The organism is Mesorhizobium sp. P2_E10 (assembly GCF_056404235.1).
In genome coordinates this window covers 20517-33137 of the sequence record NZ_JBFUEK010000011.1, presented here as the reverse complement: position 1 = coordinate 33137, position 12621 = coordinate 20517, and the positions used below count along the sequence as shown (strand labels likewise).

The 12621-nt window shown below is 63.3% G+C and carries 10 protein-coding genes and 1 tRNA gene; 3 read left to right on the top strand and 8 right to left on the bottom strand.

Annotation, left to right across the window (positions count from 1 at the left end; translation table 11 throughout):
• Positions 1–7 precede the first annotated feature (7 nt).
• From AC1D0N_RS24240 to AC1D0N_RS24210, 7 genes are all read right to left on the bottom strand, one after another.
• A complete protein-coding gene (locus AC1D0N_RS24240) occupies positions 8–1273 on the bottom strand; it encodes a hypothetical protein (protein ID WP_477248426.1) in 1266 nt (421 codons plus the stop codon).
• Positions 1257–2210 carry a heme-dependent oxidative N-demethylase family protein gene (locus tag AC1D0N_RS24235; protein ID WP_477248425.1) on the bottom strand — a complete coding sequence of 318 codons (954 nt, stop codon included), beginning with the start codon at positions 2208–2210 and terminating at the stop codon, positions 1257–1259. Before AC1D0N_RS24235 ends, AC1D0N_RS24240 begins: the two co-directional genes overlap by 17 nt.
• Positions 2207–2494, bottom strand: a complete 288-nt coding sequence (locus AC1D0N_RS24230) for a YciI family protein (RefSeq protein ID WP_477248423.1) — start codon at positions 2492–2494, stop codon at positions 2207–2209. The genes AC1D0N_RS24235 and AC1D0N_RS24230 overlap by 4 nt, the downstream gene beginning before the upstream one ends.
• Before the next feature lie 22 nt (positions 2495–2516).
• A complete protein-coding gene (locus AC1D0N_RS24225) occupies positions 2517–3179 on the bottom strand; it encodes an aminotransferase class IV family protein (protein WP_477248421.1) in 663 nt (220 codons plus the stop codon).
• A complete protein-coding gene (locus AC1D0N_RS24220) occupies positions 3128–4273 on the bottom strand; it encodes an aminodeoxychorismate synthase component I (protein WP_477248419.1) in 1146 nt (381 codons plus the stop codon). Before AC1D0N_RS24220 ends, AC1D0N_RS24225 begins: the two co-directional genes overlap by 52 nt.
• 167 nt (positions 4274–4440) lie before the next feature.
• A complete protein-coding gene (locus AC1D0N_RS24215) occupies positions 4441–5208 on the bottom strand; it encodes a proton-conducting membrane transporter (RefSeq protein ID WP_477248417.1) in 768 nt (255 codons plus the stop codon).
• 377 nt (positions 5209–5585) lie between these two features.
• The gene (locus AC1D0N_RS24210; RefSeq protein WP_477248415.1) at positions 5586–7424 is read right to left on the bottom strand and encodes a M3 family oligoendopeptidase; all 1839 of its coding nucleotides are present in this window, start codon (positions 7422–7424) and stop codon (positions 5586–5588) included.
• Between the two features lie 149 nt (positions 7425–7573).
• Here AC1D0N_RS24210 and AC1D0N_RS24205 point away from each other — a divergent pair, with 149 nt between their 5' ends.
• The 3 genes from AC1D0N_RS24205 to AC1D0N_RS24195 all read left to right on the top strand — a co-directional run bounded on the left by AC1D0N_RS24205 (position 7574) and on the right by AC1D0N_RS24195 (position 11479).
• Entirely contained in the window at positions 7574–9100 is a 1527-nt protein-coding gene (locus AC1D0N_RS24205; protein WP_477248413.1) for a sigma-54-dependent transcriptional regulator, read from the top strand.
• Between the two features lie 381 nt (positions 9101–9481).
• On the top strand, positions 9482–11269 hold the full coding sequence (gene mepK, locus AC1D0N_RS24200; protein WP_477248411.1) for a peptidoglycan L,D-endopeptidase MepK: 1788 nt from the start codon (positions 9482–9484) through the stop codon (positions 11267–11269).
• A 136-nt stretch (positions 11270–11405) separates the two neighbouring features.
• A tRNA-Gln gene (locus tag AC1D0N_RS24195) sits at positions 11406–11479 on the top strand.
• A gap of 358 nt (positions 11480–11837) precedes the next feature.
• Here the strand turns inward: AC1D0N_RS24195 and AC1D0N_RS24190 are convergent.
• On the bottom strand, positions 11838–12476 hold the full coding sequence (locus AC1D0N_RS24190) for a 2-dehydro-3-deoxy-phosphogluconate aldolase (RefSeq protein ID WP_477248409.1): 639 nt from the start codon (positions 12474–12476) through the stop codon (positions 11838–11840).
• Positions 12477–12621: the final 145 nt, after the last annotated feature.

The window sequence follows — 12621 nt, the reverse complement described above, 5'->3', positions numbered from 1 at the left end:
ATCGGGCCTATAGGCCGAGCAATTTTGCGAATTCCGGCTTGAAAAGATCACGGGCCTCGGAGACCGGCAGGTCCAGCACACCGTCGCCGCAGGCCTGGATGGCATACGGCAGGCCCTGGAGCCCGAAGAGCAGGACCTCCTTGTCGCCGTCGCGCCAGAGGCTTGCCGCGAGATATTCGGTGATCAGATCGTCGGTGCCGCATTCGGTTTCGAAATCGATTTGGGTCTGATCGGTCGGCTTCTTGCGCCGTTCTGCGATGAAGGTGATGAGCGAGGGACCGGGCTTGCCGTCGACCGTATCGGAAAACATATCCTGAAGGCCGAGCAACACGCCGCGGCGCACGTCCATCACATAGGTATCCGAATAGATGGTCGGGTGCGCACCGCCGCAAAACAGGGTCCCGGACTCCCGCCAGCTCATCAGTTGCGGCGTCAGCGAGCTGACCTCTGACGTCGAGTCCTCATAGCCGCCGAGCGAACCGTCATCCATGCTGTCGATCGGGCTGTCCTCGTGAAAGCCGGCGTAGCGCAACGCCGCACAGCTCAACGCGCCGAGGCTGGCATGCCGGTGCCGATTCTCAAGCAAGGCATTCGCCGCCTCGACCGGCGCGCCGCCCGACAGTTTGACGATGCGCGGCACGGTGAATCTGGTGCGGGGATCGACGACATAGCTATAGGCCGCATCCGGCCAGCCGTTTGTTTCGCCGGTTTGTGGGTCGCCGGTCTTTGGGTCGTCAGTCCTGAGGGCAAAATCCAGCCGTAGATAATCGTAGGGCGACGCTTCCATGGTGATCGGCGCATCGTTGAAGAATATGCTGTCAGTGAAACTATAGAGATCGAGCGGGCTCGAGGCCGGCGGCTCGGTCTGCTCACGCTCTGCAATCCGGGTCAGCTTCAACGGCCGCGTCTTTTTCCCGATCCAGGTGCCTTCCAATGTCTTGCCCTTGTCGGCGGAGGCGAGGCGCCAGATCGCGGCCACTTTCGCGGCCCGGCCTTCTCCGCATTTCTCGGGGCCGCACGCTTCCTCCTCCGCCAATTCGAACCGGCGCCCCTTCAGCGGCCTGGCCTGCAGCGGGATGTCGACACCTTTCGAGCGGTAGAAATAGCGGCCGGCGAGTGGTCCGTCCGGCGCCGACGGATCGCTGGTGAATTCGACGACGATGTCGGTCTGTCCGATCTCGCCGGCATAGGTTACCGGCTCGGCCAGAGCCGCCGTCACCAGGCCGAACAGCACGCAGGCAAGCGCGACCGGCTTGCTAAGATGATGGATCATTGTTCCCCCGAGCCATGATATCAAGGCTTTGCGCCAGCCTGTCACGGTCGGCGGTCAGGCCCTTATAGTCAAGCTGCGCCTGGTCCAGCGCCTGGAGCTGGGCGGCAAAGGACGCCGCCAGCGTGGCCCTGTCGGGATGCCGCGCCAGCACCTTGAGCGGGTCGAGATGGATGCGGATGGTGAACAGGATGTCGCGCGAAACAGGCAGTTTGCGCAGCGTCTGCCGCTCGACGCGGATGAAGGCATGAGCGTTGACGTCGCCATCGGGAAATCGGGTCGGGCGGTTGCTGGCGCGATCGATGCGCTCGACGTTGGACAGCGGATGATAGAGCGCGTCGTCGGCCTGGATCGACCAATTGTAGCGCTCGACCGCCTGGCCCTGCAGGCCGTTGAACATGCGGTTGATGAGGTCGGCCGAACGCGTGCCCGGCCCGAAACCCGGCACCGGCGCGTGGATCTGCTGCAGCGGCCTGCCGAATTTTTCGATCAGCGACCATGACGAGGGAAAGCACAGCGAGCCGGCGGCCAGTCGCCAGCCGCTGTCGTCGCGCCGCATCAGGATCAGGTCTTCCTGGACAAGCAAGGAGGCCGCGACAAGCGGAGCGTTGCTGAAACTGGCGGTGGTGCTGCCGGCTAGATTGCCTGCGGCGTCGACCACTTCGATCCCCGCCGCCGTGCGCCTGTAGGTCTCGGGAAATTTTGCCGTGAGATGTTGGCCGAGCATTTCGAGCACTTCGCGCTGGGCGTCGCGCGTGCCTGCCTCCTCGACAAAGACCTTGTCAGGAATGTCAGCATAAAGCCGGCGCTTCTCGGCGAGATAAGGCTGCAGGTGTTCGTCGACCTCGATCCAGCTGTCGAGGTCGAGCGGCTTCAGCCCGATGGTGAACAGCTTCGAGGAGCCGTCATAGGGCGTGTGGGTGGGCTGGCGGACGCTCATGCCTCTTTGTAGGCGTCCAATGCGGCGGCGGTCATTTTTGCCGTGAATTCGGTGACATCGTAGTCAGCGGCGCCTGCCTTGGCGAAAGGATCGGCGGCCAGCCTGGCGTCGAGTGCGTCACGAGGGCCGCGTGCGATGATGATGCCGCCGGTTCGTGGTTTCTTCGGTCCGGAAGCGACAAAGACGCCTTCGGCATAGCAGGCCTTCAGCCACTCGACATGCGCGGGCGCCAAGCGGTCGATCTCGGTCAGCGGCACCTTGTAGTTCAGCGAAACCACGAACATTCTTTTCTCCCGATGGCTTCGGTCAGCCTAGCCGTGCGGGGATCAAACCGCGCAAGGAATTGCCGACAAAAAGCGCCTTGGCCGACTTCAGATCATCCAAGGTGTAGATCGCTTCCCGGGCTCGGCCTTCATCCAGCAACGCGCCGCGCAATACGCCAGGCAGCAGGCCGCAATCGAGCCGGGGCGTCGCCAGCACGCCATCGCCGAAATCGGCGAAGACATTTGATATCGTGCCCTCGCAGATTTCGCCGCGCTCATTGGCCAGAAGCACTTCGTCGGCCTGGCTGATCAGGTATTCGGCACGCGCCCGCTGATAGGTATGCCGCCGGCTGGTCTTGTGGCGCAGCAGCGTGTCGTTCGAGTCCAGCCGCACCCGCGCCAGCTGCAGCCGCCAGACCTTGTTGGCGGCGAGTGGTTCAAAAGGCTGGGCAGCAGCCGTCGCCTTGCCGTTGCGCGAGAGAACGAGCCGAGTACGCAGGGCGATGCCTTGTCGGCCGACCGTATCCATCAACACCTCGCCGACCTTCTGCGGATCGCAGGCGAAGCCGAGTTCAGCTGCCGAGCCATAGAGGCGTGCAAGGTGGCGGTCGAAACGGAGGAAGCCTGTTCCAGGCTCCCAGCGCATGGTTTCGATCAGTTCGAAGTCGGCGGCGTTCCCGTCGCGAAGCGCGCTTTCAGCAGACACTCCTGGTACTCCTCCTCGGCCGTCGAATCGAAGACGACGCCGCCGCCGACATTGTAGACGGCTTCGCCGCTGGAGAAGAGCGAGATGGTGCGGATCGCCACCGAAAAGCGCATCATGCCCTCAGGCGCGATCCAGCCGATGGCGCCGCAATAGACATCGCGCGGCACGCCTTCCAGCTCGTGCAGGATTTCCATGGCGCGGATTTTCGGCGCGCCGGTGATCGAGCCGCAGGGAAACAGCGCCGCAAAGATCTGGCGGATGGTGAGATCCGGCAGAAGCTTTGCCCGCACGCGGCTGACCATCTGGTGGACGGTCGGATAGCTTTCGATGCGAAACAGCTCCGGCACCTCCAGCGTGCCGACCTCGCTGATCAGCGAGATGTCGTTGCGCAAGAGGTCGACGATCATCCGGTTCTCGGCCTGGTTCTTCTCGTCGTTGCGCAAAAACGCTTTCAGCCGCGCGTCTTCCGCCTTGGTCGCGCCGCGCGGTGCGGTGCCCTTCATCGGATGGGTTTCGATGTTGCCCTCAGTGCCGATCTCGAAGAACAGCTCCGGTGAGCGCGACAGAACGATCGGGTCGCCGAGCGCGACCAGCGCGCCATATTTCACCGGCTGGCGTTCGGTCAGCGCGTCGAAGGCGGCGAGCGGATCACCCGACCACTGCGCATGGATCGGAAAGGTCAGATTGCCCTGATAGCAGTCGCCCTTGCGGATGTGGTCGTGCAGCCGCGCAAAGCGTTCCGCGTAGTCCTTTGAAGACCAGTCGGCTTTGGCGTCGAAGATCGGACCGTTGGTGGCCGGCGCGCCACGAAGCGGCAGCGCCTGTTCGACCGGAGCATCGAAGACACCCAGACAAACGAGTGGAGCGCGTCGACCTGCCGGCAGCAGCGGAACAAGTTTTGGCTCGAGCAGATAGCCGGCCTCGTAGGAGAAATAGCCAGCCAGCCATTTGCCGGCATCGGTTGCTGCCTGCGCAGCCTGCAACGCCGGCAGGAAATCCTCAGCCGTGTTTGCGACGATGATTTCAGCCGGACGGTCGAAAACGAGCTGACGGCCGCTTTCATCATTGCGGAAAATTGCAGAGGGCAGGGACATGAGGCTCGGATGCTGCAGTCGATGGCGCCAGTGATGGCTCTATATGGGGGGGTGACCGCGCGCAATCGAGGGAACGGCGTCTGAAGACGCAAAGGTGGTTACGGCCAAAAGACAAAGGCGGCGTCCGGGGACGCCGCCTTGTTCCAAATGCAGTCTTGTTGCCGGGCTCAGGTGTTGTTGGCGGTTCCGGCGGTCGGGAACTGCTTGGCGAATTCCGTCTCGTCGCCGGCGGCCAGAAGCTTCGCCTGCTCGATCCAGTGCTCACGCGCGATGCGGCCGTCGAAGTTCAGAACGTCCTCGATCCGTTTGACGTCGTCGGCGGTCCAGCCGGCGATCTGGGCGTAGGTTGTGACGCCAAGGCCCTTGAGCAGTTTCTCGTTGACCGGGCCGATGCCGATCAGGCGGCGCAGATTGTCGGCCTTGCCGGCGGCCGGCGCTGCTGTCGTTGCCGCTGGCGCGGCCTGTGCGGCATTTGCCTTTGACGCGGCCGCCTTGGGGGCGGCGGCCTTTGGCGCGGCTGCCGTCTTGGCTGCGGCTGGTTTTGCGGCCGCAGGCTTGGCAGCCGCCGGCTTTGCTGGCGCGGGCTTGGCCGCCGCAGATTTGGCCGCCGCAGGTTTGGCCGGTGCGGACTTGGCCGCCGCCGGCGTTGACATCAGGGCTGCCGGCGCCTGGCCAGCTGCCTTTGCCGGGCCGGGCTTGGCGGGTGCCGCTTGCGTTTCGCGCAGCCGGCGCTCGAGATCGGCGCGGGTCTTGCCGCATGCATTCAGCTCGCCGGTCAGGCGGTCGGAATCGGCACGCAATCTGTCACGCTCGCTGCGCGTGCGGTCCATGTCGCCGCGCAGGCTGTCAAGCTCGCCGCGCAGACGCCCCCAGAGAAACCAGCCAACCAACACGCCTACAAGGAACGCCAGGAGGATGTAGATAAAAGTGCCCATTGTCTCTCTCCGGTCAGATCCGCCCGCCGTGGCCTAAAAGTCATGACCTTGGCGAAGGATCAATCAATGGTGGTTCGGCGGTTCGCAGAACAGCCGGCTTCTTGATCGACTGTCGGGGATCGGCTTCCCGCCCATGGCCAACGGTCGTTGTCGCATTCGCCGAGCCGCCACGACCGGCCGAAATCTTGCCGGCCGGAGCCGCGAGCCCGGCTGAGCTTCAAGCGCGACGCTACCATACAGCCTACGGAAAGCTAACGGAAAATTTCCACGCAGAGTTGTTCAAGAACAAATATTTAGAGCAAGAATAGAGCGTCTCAACATGCATTCCCGGTAAACTGTTCTGGTCGACCCGCCAGCTGACGCCATGCCGGTGCGGGTCAGTTGTCCAGCGCTTCCAGTTCGTCGATCAGTCCGCCGATCACGCCAAGTCCGATCTGCCAGAAGGCGGGGTCGGTGGCGTCGAGGCCGAAGGGCGCCAGAAGCTCCGAATGGTGCTTGGTGCCACCGGCGCGCAGCATCTCGAAATACTTGTCCTGAAAACCGCGTTCGGCATTCTGGTAGACGGCATAGAGCGAGTTCACCAGGCAATCGCCGAAGGCATAGGCATAGACGTAGAAGGGCGAGTGGATGAAGTGCGGGATGTAGGTCCAGAAGACCTCGTAGCCCTCGCGCAATTTGATCGCCGGCCCGAGGCTCTCCGCCTGCACTTCCAGCCAGAACTGGCCGAGCTTGTCGGAGGTCAGTTCGCCGTTCTTGCGCTCGGCATGCACCTTGCGCTCGAACTCGTAGAAGGCGATCTGGCGCACGACCGTGTTGATCATGTCCTCGACCTTCTGCGCGAGCATGGCCTTGCGCTCGCGCTTGTCGGTGGTCTGGTCGAGCAGCGAGCGGAAGGTCAGCATCTCGCCGAAGACGGATGCCGTCTCGGCCAGCGTCAGCGGCGTCGAGGCCATCAGCGCGCCCTGGCCGCCGGCCAGCACCTGGTGCACGCCGTGGCCGAGTTCGTGCGCCAGCGTCATCACATCGCGCGGCTTGCCCATATAGTTGAGCAGCACATAGGGATGCGCCGACGGCACCGTCGGATGTGCAAACGCGCCCGGCGACTTGCCCGGCCTGACCGGTGCGTCGATCCAGTTGCGGTCGAAGAAGACCCTGGCGATTTCCGCCATGTCGGGTGAAAAGCGCTGGTAGGCGGACAGCACCGTGTTCTTCGCCTCGTCCCAGCCAATCACCGCCTGCGGCGTCTCCGGCAATGGCGCGTTGCGGTCCCAATGGTTCATCACGTCCATGCCGAGCCAGCGCGCCTTCATCGCGTAATAGCGATGCGACAGGCGCGGATAGGCGTCGCGAACGGCCGACGCCAGCGCATCGACCACGCTGCGCTCGACGCGGTTGGCGAGATGGCGTGAATCGGCGATGTCCTCGAAGCCGCGCCAACGGTCTGAAATCTCCTTGTCCTTGGCCAGCGTGTTGGTGATCAGCGTGAAGGTGCGCAAATTCTTGCGGAAGGTTGCGGCCAGCGCCTCGGAAGCCCGGCGGCGCACCTCACTGTCGGCGTCCTGCAGGCGGTTCAGCGCCGGCTCGAGCGCCAGTTCCTCGCCGTCGATGTCGAAGCGCAGATCGGTCATCGTCTCGTCGAACAGCCGGTTCCAGGCACCGCGCCCGGTAATCGACTTTTCGTGGAAGAGCTGCTCGACGCGATCCTCGAGCTGGTAAGGCTTGTCCATGCGCAGATCGAGCACCCAAGGCCGGTAGTGGGCGAAGCCCGGGTCGGATGCAAGCGCGTCCTCGATCGCGGCATCGTCGATCAGGTTCAGTTCGAGCGCGAAAAACAGGAGATGCGCGCTGGCGTCGGTCATCTTCTCCTGGATGTCGCCATAGAGTTTGGCGCGCTGCGGGTCGGCCGTGTTGCCGGCATAGACCAGACCGGCATAGGAGACGATGCGGCCGATCAGTTCCTCGAGCGCCTCATAGGCGGCAAGCGCCTCGCCCAACTTGCCGGCGCTGCCACGTCCGGCCTCGGCGGCCAGCGTGCCTTTCCAGCGATTCTCGAAGGCGGTGGCATCGCTTGCTGCCTTGGCGATGTCGCGCTTCAGCTCGGGCGCTTCCATGCCGGGATAGAGATCGGCGAGGTTCCACTCCGGCAGATCGCCAAGCTCCGCTGCGCCCTGACCGGACGCCGCCGCAGCAAGCTGCCCACCTGGAACCATGCGCATCAACAATAACCTTCCGGAATCAAGGGGAAAGGACAAGCCGGTCAAATCCTAAGGAATTCATTCACCGGGTTTTTTGAAACCTTATTTAGAACCCTGTGCCAAGATGATCCATAGGGCGGATACAATCGGGCGGGTAATTCAGAGCAGTCATGACAGGTTCCATACTCATAGTCGATGACGATCCCGTGCAGCGCAGGCTGCTCGAGGCGGCAGTGACGCGGTTCGGCCACACCGCGATCGTTGCCGATGGCGGCGAAGCCGGGCTCGCGGTCCTCGACGGGCCCAATGCAGGCGATGTGTCGGCGATCATCCTCGATCTTGTCATGCCGGGCCTCGACGGCATCGGCGTGCTGAAGGCCATGCGCGAGCGCGGCATCCATATCCCTGTTATCGTGCAGACCGCCCAGGGCGGCATCGAAACCGTCGTTTCGGCGATGCGGCACGGTGCTTTCGATTTTGTCGTCAAACCGGCTTCTCCCGACCGACTGCAGACGTCGATCGGCAACGCGCTCAAGGTCGAGGCGGTCGAGGACGAGGTCAAGCGCACGTCGCGACGGCGCGGCGGCCATCTGACCTTCAAGGACATGATCACGCACAGCCCGGCGATGGACCGGGTGATCCGTCTCGGCCAGAAGGCGGCGGCCTCCAACATCCCGATCCTGATCGAGGGCGAGTCGGGCGTCGGCAAGGAACTGGTGGCGCGTGCCATCCAGGGCAGCGGCGACCGCCGCTCAAGACCCTTCGTCACCGTCAATTGCGGCGCCATCCCCGATAATCTGGTCGAATCGATCCTGTTCGGCCACGAAAAAGGGTCGTTCACCGGTGCCACCGAAAAACACACGGGCAAGTTCGTCGAGGCGCATTCGGGCACGCTGTTCCTCGACGAGATCGGCGACCTGCCGCTCGACGTGCAGGTCAAGCTTCTGCGCGCCGTTCAGGATGGCGAGGTCGATCCGGTCGGCGGCCGTTCGACCGTCAGGGTCGACATCAGGCTGATCTCGGCAACGCACCGGAACCTTTTGCAGCAGGTCAAGGACGGCAAGTTCCGCGAGGACCTGTTCTACCGGCTGAATGTCTATCCGATCTTCGTACCGCCGCTGCGCGACCGTCGCGACGATATTCCCTATCTGGTCACGCACTTCATGGAGAAGGTTGCGCCCGTCGATTCGCGCCACCGACTGCTCGGCATTTCGGATGCAGCACTTGCCATGCTGCAGGCCTATGATTGGCCGGGAAACATCCGGCAGCTGGAAAACGCAGTGTTCAGGGCCTCAGTGCTTGCCGAAGGCGATGTGTTGACCACGGAGGAGTTTCCGCAGATCCGGGCGCAGGTGGACGGCACCGTCAATCTCGATGCGTATGCCGCATTGCCCCAACCCGGCTCGATCCCGGGCAGCGAGCCGCAAGACGATGGCGGTGCCGTTGCGACCGAACTCGATCCTCCGGCCAGGCTGCAGCCGCGTTTCGGCACGCTGCGGGCGCTGGACGAGCGCGGCAATGTGCGCGCGCTGGCCGATGTCGAGTTGGAAATGATCAAGCTGGCGATCGACCACTATAGCGGCCAGATGAGCGAGGTCGCCCGCCGCCTCGGCATTGGCCGCTCGACGCTCTACCGGAAGCTCAAGGAATACGGTATCGACCCGGAAACCGGCCGCGTCGACCGGCTAGCATCCTGACGGCGCAAGGCCGGGACCAGTTTCCCCAATCATAATGCGGCCTTGATTCAGGCGTCAAAGCCGGAATGTGGCAGGCTGGGACGACGTATGTGTGCTGCTGTTCACGCATTAAGGCCAACGGTAACAGATCGTGTTGCTGCAAAAGGCTGAAACCTGATCTAAACCAGCAGTTTACCAAGAAACCCTGTGCAATATTTTTGACGGGATATCGCCACGGTGTTACCGCATTTCGGCTTCAATAAGCGATGATTAACCATTAGGATCGATATTCGGATGTGAAAACGACGCATCCGTTTGGGCAAATCCGGGGACAAACGGCAGCCTGCAGGGCCTTTTGATTTGAACAGAGTCGAACGACACACAAACGGGCGGCACTATCACATGAGCGTCTGGCCGAGATGGCTGGCAGCGGTGATTCTTGCTGTTTGTTTCCTTTCCGCGGCTGCAACCGGCGCCAGCGCGGAAACACGTTCGCTCAAGCTGTATCATCTCCACACGCACGAAAAGGCCGAGATCGTTTACAAGCGCAATGGCCGCTATGTCCCCGAGGGGCTCCGGAAGATCAACATCATCCTGCGCGACTGGCGTCGCAACGAGCCGACCAAGATGGATCCGCGCTTGCTGGACCTGGTCTGGGAAGCCTACCGGGAAAGCGGTGCCACCGACTACATCCAGGTCGTCTGCGGCTATCGCTCGCCGGCCACCAACTCGATGCTGCGCAGCCGCAGCCGGGGCGTTGCCGAGAAAAGCCAGCATATGCTGGGCAGGGCAATGGACTTCTACATTCCCGGCGTGCCGCTGAAGAAGCTGCGTAACATCGGTCTCAAGATGCAAGGTGGCGGCGTCGGCTATTATCCGACCTCCGGCTCGCCCTTCGTCCACATGGATGTCGGCAATGTGCGCCATTGGCCCGGCATCAGCCGTCAGGAACTGGTGAGTGTATTTCCCAACGGCAAGACGCTGCATGTGCCGAGCGACGGCAAGCCGCTGCCGGGCTATGCGCAGGCGCTCGCCTCCTACAAGGCGCGCAAGGGTTCTGGCGCCCCCGCCATCGAACTGGCAAGTGCTGGCGGCAGCACCAAGAAGTCCGGTGGCTTCCTTGCTGCTTTCTTTGGCGGCGGCGACGACGAGGCCGATGACAGCGCCGATGTCGAGACGGCTTCGGCCGCCCCCGCTCCCAAGTTGAAGAGCGTGAAGCCGACCGCCAAGAGCAGCAACCTTCCCGGCATAACCATTGTGGCGCCGCAGGATGCGCAGCGTGCCGAGATTCCGCAGCTTGCCGATGACGCCGCCGATTCGGAGCCGCAGCAGGACACGCCGGCGACGATCATCGCGGCGCTGCCGGCCAAAGAGATTCCGTTGCCTGATTTCGCACCGCGTCCGAAGGCCGATGTCGGCGCACAGACACCTGAAAATGTTCCGTTCGGCACCGCCGATGCCACCGCCACAACCGAGCAGACGGTGGCGACGGCGCAAGCGCCGACGAGCGTTCCTTTCGGCATGGCGGATCCCTCCACAATCGCCGACCCGGCGCAGGTCGCGGTCAACAACATTCCGCTGCCGACCTGGCGTCCCGACCGTTCGCTGCCGGCCGATCTCGCGCCGCAGGACAAGGACGTGCTGTTGGCGCTGGCGGATACGGCATCACACAACCAGACCGCTACCGACGCCTTCTCGGTGCTGCCGTCGCAGCGTCCGGATGAGGTCAAGGCTGTTCTCGAGCAGGCCGGCGTCACCGACGGCTATCAGGTCGCCTCGCTTCAGCCGCGCTCGGCGTTCAACGACCCGTCCGGTGTCGATGCCGCTTCGCCGCGCGATGCCATCGCCGCCCGCCCGGCCGGTTCCGATCCGGCTGCAGCAATCGGCGCCGGTGTGAAGACCACGCGCAAGGAAGCCAGGGCCACCGCCCGCGACCTGAAGCCGGGACCGAAAGCGGTGGTGGTTGCCGCCGCGCCGCAGGCGGCGCGCTGGGCGCTGCACAGCGGCGAGTATGTCGCCACCGTTTCAGACTCCACGACGGCGCCGCGCTTTGCCTACAACCTGGTGCGTACGGCGCCGAGCGAGGTCTACACGGCCGGCTTCCAGCAGGACAACCAGATGGCCGACGCCAACCGGTTCACCGGCAACGCAATCAAGTTCCTTTCTGTCGCCCGCTTCCAGACCAAGTAACGTCTGGCCGAATGCCACCAAAGCCGCGCCGGGCAACCCGCGCGGTTTTTTGTTTTAAGGAAATTCTACTGGTCGGTCTTTTCCACACGGCGCTGGCCTTCATCGCGCTGGGATGCTAACCACCAAGCCACCTTTCTCCCGCTTCGTCTAATGGTAGGACAGCGCCCTTTGAAGGCGTGAATCGTGGTTCGAGCCCATGAGCGGGAACCAGCTTCCTCAAATGATGCTTTTCGCGCCCCTTGGGCCTGCAAGATCACGCAGGACTGAACGTCCCGTGATGGTGGAACACCCCAGCCTTTTCCGGGTTGGGGCTAGGTTTGTTCCAACCTGGGGATTTCAATGAAAAACTTTCTATTGGCGTCAGTTCTGGCGCTGGCGGCAGTTTCGGCCGCGATCGCTCCAACGCAGGCTGAAACCGGGATCATCAAGACCGGAAAGCATCACTGCAGGACCAAGTGGGTTACGCATTGGGTCCACCACCACAGGGTCGTCGAGAAGGTCAAAGTCTGCAACTGAGGCATTCGAAGCAGCGAGCCGGTCGGCGAAAGCCGGCCGGGCTTTTTTGGGCTTACTTCCCGAGTTTGCTCGCGGCCCGCGCCAGCGCTTCGATCTCATCCCACTTGCCGGCCTTGACCAATTCGTCCGGAGCCACCCAGGAGCCGCCGACGCAGACGACGTTGGGCAGGCTCAGATATTCAGCGGCGTTCTTGCCAGTGATGCCGCCTGTTGGGCAGAATTTCACGTCGGCGAGCGGCGAGGCGAATGCCTTCAGCGAGGCGATGCCGCCCGACTGTTCGGCCGGGAAGAATTTCAGGAAACGCAGTCCAGCTTCCCGCGCCGCCATGATCTCGCCCGGCGTGATGGCGCCGGGCAGCAACGGCACGTCGCTGTCTTTCGCCGCCGCCAGAAGCTCGCGGGTGATGCCGGGGCTGACGATGAATTTCGAGCCTGCAGCCGCCGCCTCGTCGAACTGCTTTGCATCGAGAATGGTGCCGGAGCCGACGATGGCGCCCTCGACTTCGCCTGCGACGCGGCGGATCGCCTCCAGGGCATCGGCTGTCCTGAGCGTGATCTCGATCGCCGGCAGGCCGCCGGCGGCAAGCGCCCGCGCGAGCGGCACGGCGTCGGCGACATTGGCGATCTTCAACACCGGGATGACCGGCTGGCCATTGAGGAGCGACAGGAGCTTTTCGGTCTTGCTGGGCATTTGTCGTCTCTCCGGCTTCGAACAATTCAACCGATTAGCAGAAGGCCGTTTTTCTGTCCACGAAGGCAGGCGTGTCGCGATGTCACGCATGGCCGGCAATGCCCTGAATCGAGTCGCTGCGCCAATCATGGAAAGACTGGTGTGC